The sequence below is a fragment of the uncultured Phycicoccus sp. genome, from assembly GCF_947495705.1.
Taxonomy (GTDB): domain Bacteria; phylum Actinomycetota; class Actinomycetes; order Actinomycetales; family Dermatophilaceae; genus Phycicoccus.
Window position 1 is genome coordinate 241,538 of record NZ_CANLZR010000002.1, and the last position, 15,643, is coordinate 257,180.

At 74.6% G+C, this 15,643-nt stretch carries 16 protein-coding genes; 9 read left to right on the forward strand and 7 right to left on the reverse strand.

The annotated features are described in order from the left end of the window. The first annotated feature begins 18 nt into the window (after positions 1–18). The 8 genes from Q0963_RS04395 (at position 19) to Q0963_RS04430 (ending at position 8,517) form a co-directional block, all read left to right on the forward strand. Positions 19–1,467, forward strand: a complete 1,449-nt coding sequence (locus Q0963_RS04395; RefSeq protein WP_299443148.1) for an aldehyde dehydrogenase family protein — start codon at positions 19–21, stop codon at positions 1,465–1,467. Further along, entirely contained in the window at positions 1,464–2,372 is a 909-nt protein-coding gene (locus Q0963_RS04400) for an aldehyde dehydrogenase family protein (RefSeq protein ID WP_299443152.1), read from the forward strand. Before Q0963_RS04395 ends, Q0963_RS04400 begins: the two co-directional genes overlap by 4 nt. A gap of 42 nt (positions 2,373–2,414) precedes the next feature. Further along, complete coding sequence (locus Q0963_RS04405) at positions 2,415–3,056, forward strand: uridine kinase (RefSeq protein ID WP_299443155.1); 642 nt, start codon at positions 2,415–2,417, stop codon at positions 3,054–3,056. 203 nt (positions 3,057–3,259) lie between these two features. Beyond that, the gene (locus tag Q0963_RS04410; RefSeq protein ID WP_299443158.1) at positions 3,260–4,270 is read left to right on the forward strand and encodes a hypothetical protein; all 1,011 of its coding nucleotides are present in this window, start codon (positions 3,260–3,262) and stop codon (positions 4,268–4,270) included. 8 nt (positions 4,271–4,278) lie between these two features. Continuing rightward, the gene (locus tag Q0963_RS04415) at positions 4,279–4,941 is read left to right on the forward strand and encodes a DUF4129 domain-containing protein (protein ID WP_299443162.1); all 663 of its coding nucleotides are present in this window, start codon (positions 4,279–4,281) and stop codon (positions 4,939–4,941) included. Further along, entirely contained in the window at positions 4,938–6,182 is a 1,245-nt protein-coding gene (locus Q0963_RS04420; protein WP_299443165.1) for a DUF4350 domain-containing protein, read from the forward strand. Before Q0963_RS04415 ends, Q0963_RS04420 begins: the two co-directional genes overlap by 4 nt. After that, positions 6,179–7,228, forward strand: coding sequence for a MoxR family ATPase (locus Q0963_RS04425; RefSeq protein ID WP_299443168.1), 1,050 nt, complete (start codon positions 6,179–6,181; stop codon positions 7,226–7,228). The genes Q0963_RS04420 and Q0963_RS04425 overlap by 4 nt, the downstream gene beginning before the upstream one ends. Continuing rightward, the gene (locus Q0963_RS04430; protein WP_299443171.1) at positions 7,228–8,517 is read left to right on the forward strand and encodes a DUF58 domain-containing protein; all 1,290 of its coding nucleotides are present in this window, start codon (positions 7,228–7,230) and stop codon (positions 8,515–8,517) included. The genes Q0963_RS04425 and Q0963_RS04430 overlap by 1 nt, the downstream gene beginning before the upstream one ends. A 119-nt stretch (positions 8,518–8,636) precedes the next feature. On the opposite strand, the gene Q0963_RS04435 is transcribed toward Q0963_RS04430, so the two are convergent. Beyond that, on the reverse strand, positions 8,637–9,632 hold the full coding sequence (locus tag Q0963_RS04435; protein ID WP_299443174.1) for a stage II sporulation protein M: 996 nt from the start codon (positions 9,630–9,632) through the stop codon (positions 8,637–8,639). A gap of 53 nt (positions 9,633–9,685) precedes the next feature. Between Q0963_RS04435 and Q0963_RS04440 the strand changes: the two genes are divergently transcribed. After that, complete coding sequence (locus tag Q0963_RS04440) at positions 9,686–10,519, forward strand: RDD family protein (protein WP_299443177.1); 834 nt, start codon at positions 9,686–9,688, stop codon at positions 10,517–10,519. 10 nt (positions 10,520–10,529) lie between these two features. Here Q0963_RS04440 and Q0963_RS04445 read toward each other — a convergent pair whose 3' ends face one another. From Q0963_RS04445 to Q0963_RS04470, 6 genes are all read right to left on the reverse strand, one after another. Further along, on the reverse strand, positions 10,530–11,636 hold the full coding sequence (locus Q0963_RS04445) for an adenosine deaminase (protein WP_299443180.1): 1,107 nt from the start codon (positions 11,634–11,636) through the stop codon (positions 10,530–10,532). A 50-nt stretch (positions 11,637–11,686) separates the two neighbouring features. Next, entirely contained in the window at positions 11,687–11,935 is a 249-nt protein-coding gene (locus Q0963_RS04450) for an SCO4226 family nickel-binding protein (RefSeq protein ID WP_367180027.1), read from the reverse strand. Between the two features lie 88 nt (positions 11,936–12,023). Further along, positions 12,024–13,307, reverse strand: a complete 1,284-nt coding sequence (locus tag Q0963_RS04455; RefSeq protein WP_299443183.1) for a thymidine phosphorylase — start codon at positions 13,305–13,307, stop codon at positions 12,024–12,026. Between the two features lie 97 nt (positions 13,308–13,404). Continuing rightward, positions 13,405–13,809: a cytidine deaminase gene (locus Q0963_RS04460; protein WP_299443187.1), complete on the reverse strand. Its 405-nt coding sequence runs from the start codon at positions 13,807–13,809 to the stop codon at positions 13,405–13,407. Next, the gene (locus Q0963_RS04465; protein WP_299443190.1) at positions 13,806–15,026 is read right to left on the reverse strand and encodes an amidohydrolase; all 1,221 of its coding nucleotides are present in this window, start codon (positions 15,024–15,026) and stop codon (positions 13,806–13,808) included. The genes Q0963_RS04460 and Q0963_RS04465 overlap by 4 nt, the downstream gene beginning before the upstream one ends. Positions 15,027–15,116: 90 nt before the next feature. Further along, entirely contained in the window at positions 15,117–15,629 is a 513-nt protein-coding gene (locus Q0963_RS04470) for a GbsR/MarR family transcriptional regulator (protein WP_299443193.1), read from the reverse strand. Between the last annotated feature and the right edge of the window lie 14 nt (positions 15,630–15,643).

A 15,643-nucleotide genomic window follows, 5' to 3' on the forward strand; every position in this document is an offset into this window, starting at 1 on the left:
ACCTGAGGACAGCAGCGAATGCCCACCTTCGAGTACGCGCCGGCCCCCGAGTCCCGCGCCGTCGTCGACATCGCCAGCAGCTACGGGCTGTTCATCGGCGGCGAGTTCGTCGAGGCCACCGGCGGCACCCCGTTCAAGACCGTCAACCCCGCCACCGAGGAGGTCCTCGCCGAGGTCTCCGAGGCCGGCGAGGACGACGTCGACGCCGCCGTCCGGGCCGCCCGCACCGCGTACACCCGGGTCTGGTCGCGGATGAGCGGCGCCGACCGCGGCAAGTACCTCTACCGGATCGCGCGGATCATCCAGGAGCGCGCCCGCGAGCTGGCCGTCCTGGAGACCCTCGACAACGGCAAGCCCATCAAGGAGAGCCGCGACGTCGACGTCCCCCTCGTCGCGGCGCATTTCTTCTACCACGCGGGCTGGGCCGACAAGCTCGACTACGCGGCGCTCGGCGAGAACCCCCGGCCCGTCGGCGTCGTCGGCCAGATCATCCCGTGGAACTTCCCGCTCATGATGCTCGCGTGGAAGGTCGCCCCGGCCCTGGCCTGCGGCAACACCGTCGTGCTCAAGCCGGCCGAGACGACCCCGCTGACGGCCCTGCTCTTCGCCGAGATCTGCCGGCAGGCCGACCTGCCGCCGGGCGTCGTCAACATCGTCACCGGCGCGGGCCCGACGGGGCAGGCCATCGTCGACCACCCCGGCATCGACAAGCTCGCCTTCACCGGCTCGACGAACGTCGGCAAGATGATCGCCCGCTCCATCGCGGGGACCCGCAAGAAGGCGACCCTCGAGCTCGGCGGCAAGGGCGCGAACATCATCTTCGACGACGCCCCCATCGACCAGGCCGTCGAGGGCATCGTCAACGGCATCTTCTTCAACCAGGGCCACGTGTGCTGCGCCGGCAGCCGGATCCTGGTCCAGGAGAACGTCGCCGACGAGATGCTGCGCCGGCTCAAGCGTCGCCTCAAGACCCTGCGGGTCGGTGACCCGATGGACAAGAACACCGACGTCGGCGCCATCAACTCCAAGGCCCAGCTCAAGCGCATCGTCGAGATGACCGCCGCCGGCGAGGCCGAGGGCGCCGAGCGCTGGGACTCCGGCTGCGACCTGCCCGGGGCGGGGTTCTGGTTCCGGCCCACCGTCTTCAGCAACGTCTCGCAGACGCACCGGATCGCCCAGGAGGAGATCTTCGGGCCCGTCGTCTCGGTCCTGACGTTCCGCACGCCGGGCGAGGCCGTCGCGAAGGCGAACAACACCCCGTACGGCCTCTCGGCCGGCATCTGGACCGAGAAGGGCAGCCGCATCCTGTGGATGGCCGACCAGCTGCGCGCGGGCGTCGTCTGGGCCAACACGTTCAACAAGTTCGACCCGACCTCGCCGTTCGGCGGGTACAAGGAGTCCGGGTACGGCCGTGAAGGCGGCCGCCACGGGCTCGCGGCGTACGTGAAGACCGGGAGTGGCCAGTGAGCACGCGGGTGGACGTCCGCAAGACGTACAAGCTCTACATCGGGGGCAAGTTCCCCCGCTCCGAGAGCGGCCGGTCCTACGAGGTGCTCGCGACCCCCACCGGTCGCAGGTCGGCGCCGGCGTTCCTCGCGAACGCCGCGATGGGCTCGCGCAAGGACGCCCGCGACGCGGTCGTCGCCGCGCGCAAGGCGCAGCCCGGGTGGGCCGGTGCCACCGCCTACAACCGCGGCCAGGTGCTCTACCGCGTCGCCGAGGTCATGGAAGGTCGGCGGGCCCAGCTCGTCCAGGACGTCCGTGACTCCGAGGGGCTCACGCCCGCGCGTGCCGAGGCCACCGTGTCGGCCGCCATCGACCGGTGGGTCTGGTACGCGGGCTGGTCCGACAAGTACCCGCAGATCCTCGGCGGGCTCAACCCCGTCGCCGGGCCGTACTTCGACATCTCGGCGCCGGAGCCCACCGGGGTCGTCGCCGTCCTCGCACCGCAGACCTCCAGCCTGCTGGGGCTCGTGTCGGTGCTCGCACCGGTCATCGTCTCGGGCAACACCTGCGTCGTCCTGGCCTCCGAGCAGCGCCCGCTGCCGGCCATCGACCTCGCCGAGTGCCTCGCGACGTCCGACGTGCCGGGCGGGGTCGTCAACGTCGTCACCGGCCGCACCGCCGAGGTGGCGCCGTGGCTCGCGTCGCACCGTGACGTCAACGCCATCGACCTCACCGGTGCCGCGGGCGCCGACGGGGTCGAGTGGGGCGCGCTCGAGCTCGCCGCCGCCGAGAACCTCAAGCGGGTGCTGCGGCCCGGCGGGTCCGGCGTCGAGGCCGTGGAGCCCGACTTCGAGCCGACCCCCGACCTGTCGCGTCTCACGGCGTTCCTCGAGACCAAGACCGTCTGGCACCCCAAGGGCCGCTGACCCCGTCTGGGCAGCCCGCGCGGGGCCCTAGAATCGTCGCCCGTGGGTGAGCAGGCGACGGACTCCGACCAGGCCCGGCCCTCCCCTCGCCCCGGCCGCCGACGCGTCGTCGTCCTCGCCGGCCCGAGCGGCTCCGGCAAGTCCCGCCTCGCGCACCGGCTGCGCGCGGCCCGCGGCTGGCCGGTCTTCCGGCTCGACGACTTCTACCGCGACGAGGACGACCCCGCGATGCCCCGGCACCCCGACCTCGGCATCCTCGACTGGGACCACCCCGACAGCTGGGACGCCGACCGCGCCGTCGCCGGCCTGCGCGAGCTGCTCGACACCGGGCGCACCGAGCTCCCCGTCTACGACATCTCACGCAGCCGCGCCGTCGGCAGCCACGAGGTGACGGCGGCCCCGCACGACCTCGTCCTCGCCGAGGGGATCTTCGCGGCCGACATCGTCGCCCGGCTCGACGCCGAGGGGATGCTGCACAGCGCCTGGTGCGTGCACCACCGGCCCGTCGTGACGTTCGTCCGCCGCCTGGCCCGCGACCTCAAGGAACGCCGCAAGTCCCCGCCGGTCCTCGTTCGACGCGGCTGGCGGCTCATGCGCGACGAGCCGGGCATCGTCGCGCGGCAGACCGCACTCGGTGCCGCGGGTTCCCGCGCCGCAACCGTGGAGCGCAGCCTCCTCGGTTAGGGTTGCGGCGTGCCGCACGAGGGGACCCGCCGATGACCGACCAGCCGTGGGTCCCGCCGGGGTCCGCGCCCGGGACCCCGCCGTCCGCGGAGCCCACACCGCAGCCCCCACCGCCGCCGCCTCCGGCGCCGGGTCCCCCGCCCGGTTCCGCTCCGCCCCCCGGCGGCGGCTGGGCGCCTCCCGGCCAGGCCCCCTACGGCCAGATGGACTACCGGCCCGGCATCATCCCCTTGCGCCCGCTGACGCTCGGTGACCTGTACGGCGGCGTCCTCAAGGCCGTCCGCGGCAACCCCGCCGCGACCATCGGCCTCGCCGCGCTCACCACGCTCGCGTTCCTCGTCCCCGCCACCGCGCTCGGCTCCTGGCTCGCCGGGCAGACCTCGTTCTCCTTCCTCGACGACGGCTCGAGCGGCGCGTCCGACACGCTCCCCGACGGCTTCGGTCTCGGGATCCTCGGGGTCTACCTGCCCTCGATCGCCCAGGTGTTCGCCTCGATCCTCCTCGCCGGCTTCCTCGCCCAGGTCATCGGCCAGGCGGTCCTCGGCCGGAAGGTGTCGATGGGCCAGACCTGGCGCGCCACTCGCGGGCGGGTCCCCGCGATGCTCGGCGCGGTCCTCGTCACCCTGTTGGCCGCGCTCGTCGTCGTCGCGGTGACGGTCGGCATCCCGGTCGGCGTCATCGTCTTCGGGGAGACAGCCGGCGGGGGCAACATCGGGGTCTACGTCCTCGTCGGGATCCTGGGGTTCATCGCCCTCATGGCGGCGCTGTTCTACCTCTCGACGGCCTGGGCGTTCGCCACCCCCGCCATCGTCATCGAGCGGGTCGGCGTCTTCGCGGGCCTGCTCCGCTCGGCCCGGCTCGTGGGCAGCCCCGTGAAGGGCCCCTTCTGGCGGATCCTCGGGCTCCGGCTCCTCACCGGGCTCATCGTCGGGGTCGCCGCGTCGGTCATCACCCTGCCCATCACCTTTCTCCTGTTCTTCATCGTCGGCCTGACCTTGGCCGATGACCCCAGCGGCGGGAACTTCCTCGTGCTGCAGACCGTGACGTCGGGCATCGCCGGCCTCCTCACCGGGGCCCTCACCACCCCGTTCAGCGCGGGGGTCGACGCGCTGCTCTACGTCGACGCGCGGATCCGCCGGGAGGGTCTCGACGTCCAGCTGATCCAGACCGCGCAGGGCGCCGCGGCGCCACCGTGGCCGACGCCCCCCGGCTGAGCCCACCCGTGCCCACCCTCCCGCACCTCGTGCTGCCCCTCGACGTCCCCCTGGACCCCACGTCGGACGAGGCGCGACGCTGGCTGGAGGAGGAACTGTCGAGCGCCCGGTACAACGCCCAGCCCGGGCTGCTGGAGCGGCTGCGCGAATGGCTCGACCGGCTCCTGTCGAGCTCCCCCGACGGGGGGTTGCCGTCGGTGTTCCTCCCGGTCGCGATCGGGCTTCTCGTCGGGGTGCTCGCGCTGGTGCTGTACCGCGTCCTGCGCCGCGAGGTCGGCTCCTCCGGCGCCCAGGCCGGCTCCGGTGTCCTCGACGTCCCCGACCTCCCGGCCGCCGTCCTGCGTCGCCAGGCCCGGGCCGCTGCGGACCGGGGCGACTGGGACACGGCGGTCCTCGAGGGGGTGCGCGCCGTCGCGCGGGCCGCCGTGGAGCGGGTTGTGCTCGACGACGCACCGGGGCGGACGGCGCACGAGGTGGCCCTCGAGCTGGCCACTGCCTTCCCCGCCGAGGACGCCGCCCTCATCGCCGCGGCCGACTCCTTCGACGCCGTCCGCTACGGCGACCGGCCCGCCACCGAGGCCCAGGCGCGCGGCGTCCTGGCCCTCGACGACCGGCTCACCGCCACCCGCCCCTCCCGTCCGGGCCACGTCGCCGCGGAGGCGGCCGGATGACGACGACCACCCCCGCCGCGCCCGCGGGCATCGCCCCCGCCGGCGCCGACACGGGTCGTGCCGCCCGGCGCGTCCGCGACGTCGTGGTCTGGGTGCTCGTGTTCGTCGTCGGAGGCGTCCTCGTCGCCCTCGCGGCCGGGTCCCCGTCCCCCGAGGAGTACCTCCACCCCGACGGCACCGGGCAGTCCGGGACGCGTGCCCTCGTCGAGGTCCTCACCGACCAGGGCGTCGACGTCCGGGTCGTCGGCACGGCGGGTGACGCCGTCGATGCGACGGGCGCCGGCCCGGGGGTGACGGTCGTCGTCGGCAACTCCGACCTCCTCACCTCGACCGCCGCGCGTCGGCTGCTGCGGGAGACCCGTGGGGCCGACCGGGTGGTCCTCCTCGACGGAGCACCGCGCGTGCTCGCCGACCTCGGTCTCGGCGTCGAGGTGACGTACCCGCCGGTCGACCCCGACGCCGCGGACTGCGGCGTTCCGTGGGTGCGCCCGGACGACGAGCTCGCCCGGGTCTCGTGGTCGATCCTCGCCACCGCCGAGGACCTCCCGGCGGGCGCCCGGGCGTGCTACCCGCTCGTGCCGCCGGAGGATCGCGGCAGCAGCGCCGAGCCGCCCCCGACCGGCTGGGCCTCCGTCGACCTCCCGGCCACCGACGGCCACGCGCCGGTCACCGTCGTCGGCTTCCCCGACGCCGCCACCAACCGCTTCGTCACCGAGGCCGACCACGCGGGGCTCGTCGTCCGGCTCCTCGGGGCGTCGCCGACCCTCGTCTGGTACCACCCGGCGGCCGACGACCTCACCCAGAACCCCGCTCCGGCCGACGAGCAGTCGGTGTGGCCCGCGTGGGTCGAGCCCGGCCTGGCCGTCGCCGCCCTGGCCTTCCTCGTGTTCGCCCTGGCCCGGGGGCGGCGGCTCGGGCGGCTCGTGCCCGAACCCCTGCCGGTCGTCGTGCGGGCCACCGAGACCACCGAGAGCCGCGCCGAGCTCTACCGTGCCGCGGGCGACCGCGCGCGCGCCGCCAGCGTGCTGCGGCGGGCCGGCGCCGGCCGGCTCGCCGCCCGGCTCGGCCTGGCAGCCGGCACCTCCCACCCGGCGCTCGTCGCGGCGGTCGCCGAGGCCACCGGGACCCCCGCCGCCGAGGTCGACGCACTCCTGCGTGACGTCCCCCCGTCCGACGAGGCAGCCCTCGTCATGCTCGCCCAGCAGCTCGCCCATCTCGAGGAGAAGGTCCGTACGTCATGACTGAGCACCCCACCCCGCCCGCCCCGGCGACCGACGACCGCGGCACCGGGGCCGACTCTGCCGCCTCCGGGTCCGCCGGTGCGCCCGCCCCCGCGGCCTCCGACGCCCGCGCCGCGCTCGTCCGGGTGCGCGCGGAGGTCGGCAAGGCCGTCGTCGGGCAGGACGCGGCCGTCGCCGGGATGCTCGTCGCGCTGCTGTGCCGGGGCCACATCCTCCTCGAAGGTGTCCCGGGGGTCGCGAAGACGCTGCTCGTCCGCTCGCTCGCCGCGTCCCTCGACATCGGGACCAAGCGCGTCCAGTTCACCCCCGACCTCATGCCCGGCGACCTCACCGGCTCGCTCGTCTTCGACGCCAAGGAGGGCGACTTCAGCTTCCGCCCGGGCCCGGTGTTCACCAACCTCCTCCTCGCGGACGAGATCAACCGCACTCCCCCGAAGACCCAGTCGGCGCTGCTCGAGGCGATGGAGGAGCGGCAGGTGTCGGTCGACGGCACGCCGCACCCGCTGCCCTCCCCGTTCCTTGTCGCCGCCACCCAGAACCCCGTCGAGTACGAAGGCACCTACCCGCTGCCCGAGGCCCAGCTCGACCGCTTCCTCCTCAAGGTGCAGCTGCCCGTCCCCGAGCGGGCCGACGAGGTCGCGGTGCTCGAGCGGCACGCGGCCGGGTTCGACCCGCGCGACCTCGCGGCCGCGGGCATCCGGCCCGTCGCGACGGCCGCCGACCTCGAGGCCGGGGCCGCCGCCGTCCGGCAGGTGCAGGTCTCCCCCGAGATCATCGGCTACGTCGTCGACCTCGCCCGGGCCACCCGCGTCTCGCCGTCGCTGGCGCTCGGGGTGTCCCCGCGCGGGGCGACCGCGCTGCTCGCGACGAGCCGGGCGTGGGCGTGGCTCAGCGGCCGCGGCTACGTCACCCCGGACGACGTGAAGGCCCTCGCCCTGGCCACCCTCGCGCACCGGCTCATGCTCCGGCCCGAGGCCGAGCTCGAGGGCACCTCGGTCACCTCGGTGCTGCACAGCGTCCTCGCGTCGGTGCCCGTCCCCCGCTGATGACCCTGACGACCCGCGCCGCGGCGCTGCTCCTGCTCGGCCTCGTCCCGGTCGTGCTGCGGCCGGCGGCGTCGACCGTGTGGGTCTGGCTGCTCGTCTGGCTCGTGCTCGTCGGCCTCGACCTCGCGCTCGCCGCCGCTCCGGGCGGCCTGCGGCTGACCCGGGAGGGCGAGACCCAGGTGCGGCTCGGGGAGTCGCTGTCCACCAGCATCATCGTGGAGAACACCGGCCGCCGGACCGCCCGCGGCGTGGTGCGCGACGGGTGGCCCCCGTCGGCGGGGTCCCGGCCCGGACGGCACCCGGTCTCCGTGCCGCCGGGCGAGCGGCGCCGGGTCACCACCACGCTCGTACCGACCCGCCGGGGCGACCGGCGCGCCGACCGCGTGACGGTCCGCCTGGCCGGGCCGCTCGGCCTCGCCGCGCGCCAGCGCTCGGTCGAGGTGCCGGGGCGGGTCCGGGTCCTGCACGCCTTCCCGTCGCGCAAGCACCTGCCGAGCCGGCTCGCGGTGCTCCGCGAGCTCGACGGCCGGGCGGCGGTGCGCACGCGCGGGCAGGGCACCGAGTTCGACAGCCTGCGCGACTACGTCGAGGGCGACGACGTCCGGTCCATCGACTGGCGTGCCACGGCCCGGCGCCGCAACCTCGTCGTGCGGACCTGGCAGCCCGAGCAGCACCGGCGCATCGTCATCGTCATCGACACCGGGCGCACGAGCGCCGGACGGGTGGGCGACGCGCCCCGGCTCGACGCGGCGATGGACGCCGCCCTCCTCCTCACCGCGCTCGCGGGGCACGCGCGCGACCGAGTGCAGGTCGTCGCGGGCGACCGGCGGGTACGGGCCCGGGTCACCGGCGCCGACCGCGCGGCGCTGCTGCACGACGTCATCAGCACGCTGGCGCCCGTCGATCCGCAGGTCGTCGAGACCGACTGGGGGGTGCTGGCCGCCGAGGTGACCCGGTCGACCCATCGGTCGCTCGTGGTCCTGCTCACCCCGCTCGAGCCGGCCGCCGTCGAAGAAGGGCTGCTGCCCGTGCTGCCGGCCCTCGTCAACCACCACCGGGTCGTCGTCGCATCGGTGGCCGACCCCGCGCTGGACGCGATGCGCGCCGCCCGGGACGGGTCCACGCAGGTCTGGGGTGCCGCCGCGGCCGAGCGGACCCTCGCCCTGCGCGGCGCCGCCGCCGAGGCCCTCGGCCGGCTCGGCGTCGACGTCCTCGACGCACCACCGGACGAGCTGCCGGTGCGGCTGGCCGACCACTACCTGGCGCTCAAGCGCCAGGGCCTCCTCTGAGCGAACTCCCGCTCCTCGCAGTCGAACGACGAGAACATGCCGCGGGCCCTGGAGCAAACACGGCACGTTCTCGTCTCTCGACCGGGGTGGCCGCATGGTCACCGCTCGGCGAAGACTGCTCAGCCGGCGACCGGCAGGGTGTCGCCGACGTCGCGCACCGTGAGGTCCCCGGTGGCGCCCCGCGCGGCAGCGGCCCGCCCGACGACGAAGACGTAGAGCAGGAAGGCGGTCTCGGCGACGACGCCGATGCCGATGCGGGCCCAGGTCGGCAGCCCCGACGGGGTGACGAAGCCCTCGATGACGCCGCTGACGAAGAGGACGGCGACGAGGCCGAGCGCGACCGCGACGGCCGAGCGGAACTCCCGGGCCAGCGACTGCCCGCGCGGCAGCGGCCCGGGGCTGACCCAGGACCAGAAGATCCGCAGCCCCACGGCGCCGGCGACGAAGATGGCGGTGAGCTCGAGCAGCCCGTGCGGCAGGATCAGCCCGAAGAACAGCCCGGTCCGGTCGTGGTAGGCCATGAGCGCGCCCGCGATCCCGACGTTGAGGACGTTCGTCGCCAGGACGTAGACGACCGGCAGCCCGAGGATCCCGAACGCGATGACCTGGGCCGACACCCACGCGTTGTTCGTCCACACCAGGCCGGTGAAGTCGAGGTGGGCGTACTCGGAGTAGTACTGCTCGAAGTCGGTGCCGACGAAGGACTCGATCTGGGCGGGCGACATCACCGACGTCCACACCTGGGGGTGCCGGTAGGCGTACCACCCCACAGCGAACGCGATGGCGACGTTGGCCAGGGCCGTCGTGACCCACCACCACCGGAGCCGGTAGAGCGCGGCGGGGAAGGTCGTCGTGAAGAACGCGCCCAGCGCCGCCCAGGTGCCGGTGCGCTTCCCGGCGGTGGCCAGCCGGGCTCGGGACAGCACGGAGGACAGGTGCGCGACGACCGCCGGGTCGGGGCTGGCCGAGCGGACGACCGACAGGTGGGTCGAGACGCGCTGGTAGAGGTCGAGGAGCTCGTCGGCCTCGGCGCCGGTGAGGTGGCGGCGCCCGACGAGCTGCTCGAGCCGGTGCCACTGCGCGTGGTGCGCGGCGACGTACGCATCGAGGTCCACGCGGTCAGCCTAGGTGACCGGTCCGGGCCGGCGACGCCGGTTAGCCTGTCCCCGTGGACGAGAGCGGCAGCCGCGGGACCGGGTACCGGGCGTACGCCGCCGAGGACGTCGTCACGGGCGAGGGCGTCGCCGTCGAGCTGCCCGTGGCGAGCACGATGCACCGCGCGGCCAGCGGGATCATCGACCTCGCCGTCGCCGTCGCCCTCCTCATCGGCATGATCTGGGGGCTCGGCGTGCTCGTCGCCGACACCTCCAACGCCGTCGCCACCGCCGTCACCCTCGTCGGGGTCGTCGCGGTCACGGTCGCCTTCCCGGCCACCGTCGAGACCCTGACCCGGGGGCGCACCCTCGGCAAGCTCGCGCTCGGCCTGCGCGTCGTGCGCGACGACGGCGGCCCCATCACGGCGCGGCACGCCATCGCGCGGGCGCTCGTCGGGTTCGTCGAGATCTACCTCCTGTCGGGCATCGCGCCGCTCGTGTCGTCCATCGTCAACCCCCGGTGCAAGCGGCTCGGCGACCTGGCGGCAGGGACCTACGTCGTCACCCAGCGCTCGAAGCTGCGCCTGCAGCCGCCCCCGCAGATGCCCGCCCCGCTCGAGGCCTGGGCGCGCTCGGCCGACGTCGCGGCCCTGCCGTCGGGGCTCACCGTGGCCGTCCGCCAGTTCCTGGCCCGCGCCGGAGCCCTGACCCCCGAGTCCCGCGAGCCGATCGGCCGGCAGCTGCTGGGCGAGGTGCTCCGCTACGTCGCACCGGCGCCGCCGCCGGGCTTCCACGGCGAGTACGTCCTCGCGGCCGTCATCGCCGAGCGTCGGCGCCGCGACACCGAGCGGCTCGGCCGCGAGCAGGCGCTGCGGCACCGGGTCGTCGGCGCCGACCCGTTGGGCTGAGCTGCGAGGGTCAGCGCGCCGACCCGAGCGCGGCGTAGCCGGGCTTGACGACGTGCTCGATGAGCTCGAGGCGCTCGTCGAAGGGCAGGAACGCCGACTTCATCGCGTTGATCGTGGCCCAGCGCAGGTCCTCGAGGGTCCAGCCCGCCTCGTCGACGAGCAGCTGCATCTCGCGCGACATCGACGTGCCGCTCATGAGCCGGTTGTCGGTGTTGACCGTCACCCGGAAGCGCAGGTCCTTGAGCAGCGTGATCGGGTGCGTCGCGACGGATTCGGCCGCCCCGGTCTGGATGTTCGAGCTCGGGCACATCTCGAGCGGGATGCGGCGGTCGCGCACGTACGCCGCGAGCAGGCCGAGGGTGGTCTCGCCGTCGTCGCCGACGGTGATGTCGTCGACGATCCGGACCCCGTGGCCGAGCCGCTCGGCGCCGCACCACTGCAGCGCCTCCCAGATGCTCGGCAGGCCGAAGGCCTCCCCGGCGTGGATCGTGAAGTGCGCGTTCTCGCGCTGGAGGTACTCGAAGGCGTCGAGGTGCCGGGTGGGCGGGAACCCCGCCTCGGCCCCGGCGATGTCGAAGCCGCCGACGCCCCGGTCGCGGTAGGCGACCATGAGCTCGGCGATCTCGCGGCCGTTGGCGGCATGCCGCATCGCCGTGAGCAGCGCCCTCATCCGGATCGGGGTGCCCGCGGCGGCCGCCTCCTGCTCGCCTTCCCGGAAGCCGGCGAGGACGGCCTCGACGACCTGCGGCAGCGACAGGCCACCCTCCACGTGCAGCTCGGGGGCGAACCGGGACTCGGCGTACACGACGCCGTCGGCCGCGAGGTCGAGCGCACACTCGCGTGCGACCCGGGTCAGCTGCTCCGCGGTCTGCATGACCGCGACGGTGTGCGAGAAGGTCTCGAGGTAGCGCTCGAGGGAGCCGGAGTCCGCGGCGTCGCGGAACCAGGTGCCGAGCGCCTCCGGGTCGGTGGTCGGCAGCGCGTCGTAGCCCGAGGCCTCGGCGAGCTCGACGACGGTGGCCGGACGCAGCCCGCCGTCGAGGTGGTCGTGCAGCAGCGCCTTCGGGGCGCGGGCGACGACGGAGGCGGGCACGGCAGAGGTGGAGGCGGGAGGCACGGCCTCACCCTAGTGCGACCGCGCCTCCCCCCGGCCCCACCCCGACCGGCTCAGGCCGTGACGGGGACCGGGTGGATCTCGTCGTACGGGTGGCCGGCCCGCTCGTGGATCCGCTGGACGGCTTCGGCCGACGGACCCTCGGACAGGCAGTAGGCGACCCCTGACTCCGGGTCCGCCCAGGCGTGCTTGAAGACGACGCCTTCCTCGGACTGGATGGCGACGTCGGCGGCGTGGGCCTCTCTCAGCCCCTCCGGCGTGATCCCGACCATTCCGTGATGGACATCCATGAACTCCGGCATTGGGTTCCTTCCACAGACCCCGCCGACCGGCGAGGACTCCTCGACCGTAGGCCGCAGGATCACCCCCGGCAATGGGCCGGTCGAGCCACTAGGCGATGCGGTCGAGCACGACGGAGGTCGCCTCGGGCTCCGTCCCGCCGATCTCGATGCCGCCGTCGAGGGCCTCCTCGGCGCGGGCGAACCGCTCCGGGGTGTCGGTGTGCAGGGTGAGCAGCACGTCCCCCTCCCGCACGGTGTCCCCGGGCTTCGCGTGCATCTCGACCCCGGCCCCGGCCTGCACCGGGTCCTCCTTGCGGGCGCGGCCGGCGCCGAGGCGCCAGGCCGCGACCCCGACGGCGTAGGCGTCGAGGCGGGTGAGGACCCCGGAGGAGGTGGCCTTGACCTCCTGGGTGTGCTCGGCGACCGGCAGCGTCGCGTCGGGGTCGCCGCCCTGGGCCGCGATCATCCGGCGCCACGCGTCCATGGCGCGCCCGTCGGTGAGGGCGGCGCGCACGTCCTGGCCGCCGCGGCCGGCGGCCTCCAACATCTCCTCGGCCAGCCGGACGGTCAGCTCGACGACGTCGGCGGGCCCGCCGCCGGCGAGCACCTCGACGGACTCGCGGACCTCGAGCGCGTTGCCCGCGGTGAGCCCGAGCGGGGTCGACATGTCGGTGAGCAGCGCGACCGTCGTGACGCCGGCGTCCGTCCCGAGGGCGACCATGGTGCGGGCGAGCTCGGTGGCGTCCTCGAGGTTCTTCATGAAGGCGCCGCTGCCGACCTTGACGTCGAGGACCAGGGCGCCGGTGCCCTCGGCGATCTTCTTGCTCATGATCGAGGACGCGATGAGCGGGATGGCCTCGACGGTGCCGGTGACGTCGCGCAGCGCGTACAGCTTCTTGTCGGCAGGGGCGAGCCCGGAGCCCGCCGCGCAGATGACCGCGCCGACGTCCTCGAGCTGGCGGAGCATCGCCTCGTTCGACAGGCCCGCCTGCCAGCCGGGGATCGACTCGAGCTTGTCGAGTGTGCCGCCGGTGTGCCCGAGCCCGCGGCCCGAGAGCTGCGGCACCGCGACGTCGAACACGGCGACGAGGGGGGCCAGCGGCAGGGTGATCTTGTCGCCGACGCCGCCGGTGGAGTGCTTGTCGGCGGTCGGCCGGGACAGCGCGGAGAAGTCCATCCGCTCGCCGCTGGCGATCATCGCCGCGGTCCACGTGGCGATCTCGCGGCGGGTCATCCCGTTGAGGAGGATCGCCATCGCCAGGGAGCTCATCTGCTCCTCGGCGACGGCCTCGCGGGTGTAGGCGTCGACGACCCAGCGGATCTGCTCGTCGGTCAGCTCGTGGCGGTCGCGCTTGGCGATGATGACGTCGACGGCGTCGAAGGCTTCGCTCATCCGGACATCATGGCAGCCCCCGCGTTCCCCACTTTTCAGGCCCACAGCCGGGTACGCAGCGCGTGTCGCGCGGACGCCGGCCTGAAAAGTCGGGAAATCAGGGGCGGCGGGTCTCGAGGTCGTTAGGGCCGAACGCCTGCGGCAGCATCTCGCGCATCGTCCGGACCCCCTCGGGGGTCTGCAGCAGCGTGTCAGGAGTGCCGTTCTCCCACAACAGCTGCCGGCACCGGCCGCACGGCATCAGGGTGTCGCCCCGGCCGTCGACGCAGTACACGGCGACGAGCCGGCCGCCGCCGGTGGCGTGCAGCTGCGAGACCATGCCGCACTCGGCGCAGAGGGTGACCCCGTACCCCGCGTTCTCGACGTTGCACCCCGAGACGACCCGGCCGTCGTCGACGAGCCCCGCGACCCCGACGGGGAAGTCGCTGTAGGGGCAGTACGCGTGCTCGGTCATCCGGACGGCCTCGGCGTGCAGGGCGTCCCAGTCGATGTCGGCGCTCATGCGGTGTCCTCCGGGGGTGCGGTGCGGCGGGCGTCGAGGCCGCGGACGACGGCGACGGACGCGAGAAGACGGGCCCCGAGGGCGACGGAACGCTCGTCGACGACGAGGTCGCCCTGGTGCAGGTCGTACGTCGGGCCCCCGGGGGTCCGGGTGCCGAGGCGGGCCATCGCCCCGGTGCAGTGCGCGAGGTACCACGAGAAGTCCTCGCCGCCCAGGGACTGCGCCGTCTGGACGGGCGCGACCCGGCTCGCGAGTGCCGCCCGACGCAGCGCGGAGATCCCGTCGCCGGTGTTGACGACCGGCGGGACCCCCTTGAGGCGCTCCACCTTCGCCTGCACCCCGTAGGGCTGGACGACGCCGTGGACGATCTCCTCCAGGAGCGGCCCGACCGTCAGCCACGACTCGGCGTCGAGCATCCGCAGCGTGCCGCGGCACTCCCCCGTGGACGGGATGACGTTGGCGACCCGGCCGGCGCCGACCATCCCCCACACCAGCGCCGCGCCGGTGCGCGGGTCGAGCCGTCGGCCCAGGACGGCCGGGACGTCGGTGACGACCTTGGCCAGCGCGTAGACGAGGTCCTCGGTGAGCTGGGGGCGCGAGGTGTGGCCGCCGCGCCCGTGCAGGGTCACCGCGATCTGGTCGGCCGCGGCCGTCAGCGCGCCCTCACGCAGCCCGACCTCGCCGACGTCGATGCTCGGGTCGCAGTGGACGGCGAAGATGCTGTCGACGTCCTCGAGGGCGCCCGCCGCGATGGCGTCGATGGCACCGCCGGGCATGACCTCCTCGGCCGCCTGGAAGATGGCGCGCACGGCGATGCCCCGCTCGGCGAGGGACTCCTCGACCGCGTGCAGCGCGATGACGGCTCCGACGAGGGCGGCCGTGTGCACGTCGTGCCCGCACGCGTGGCACACCCCGGGGTTCTTCGAGCCGTAGCGCAGCCCGGAGCGCTCGCGCACCGGCAGCGCGTCCATGTCGGCGCGCAGGGCGACCCGGTACTGCGGCTCGGGGGCGCCGACATCGGCGACGACACCGGTGCCGGGGAGCCGCCGGACGGCCACGCCGGCGTCCGCCAGGCGTCGGGCCACCGACTCGGTCGTGCGCGTCTCCTCGCGGGACAGCTCGGGATGGGCGTGGAAGTCCCGCCGGAGGTCGATGAGCTCGGGTGACAGCGAGGTGATGCGCTCGCCGAGGGCGGCGAGGAGGGCATCATCGTTCATGGGATCGCCGAGTCTACGCCGGACGGGCCGCCCGGCCGGGCAGGTCCGGGTTTCCGGCCGACGGCGGCACCGCCGGGCGGGGACGCGTCGTCAACCCCGGCGGACGGCGCCGGCCGCCCGGTCGGGCTTGTACTCCTCCCACCGCACCGCCATGGCCCCCATCTCGCGCTGGACGAACTCCAGGAACTCGACCGACAGCTGCATCCGCTCCCCGGCCCGGGTGTGGGGCCCCACCCGGTCGTGGGCGGCGGCGAGCGCCGCGACGAGCGGCCGGTACAGGGTGTCCTTCTGCACGAGGACGTCGTGCCACGCGTCGTCCTGGACGACGTACACGTCCCGCCGCGACCCCCGCGTCCGCTCCCGGCGGATCATCCGGACCTGGGCGAGGTGGCGCACCGCCCCGGAGATGGCGGCGGGGCTGATGTCGAGGACGTCGGCGAGCTGGGCCGAGGTGAGCCGGCCGTCCTCGGTGGCGAGCAGCGCCGCGAACACGCGGGCCGGCTGCACCTGCATCCCGAGGTCGGCCAGCGCGCCGCCCAGCCGCTCGACGACGTCGGCGGGGGGCAGCGCGACATCCTGCAGTCGGGGGTCGGCAGTCGTCATGGGGCGAACGTTAC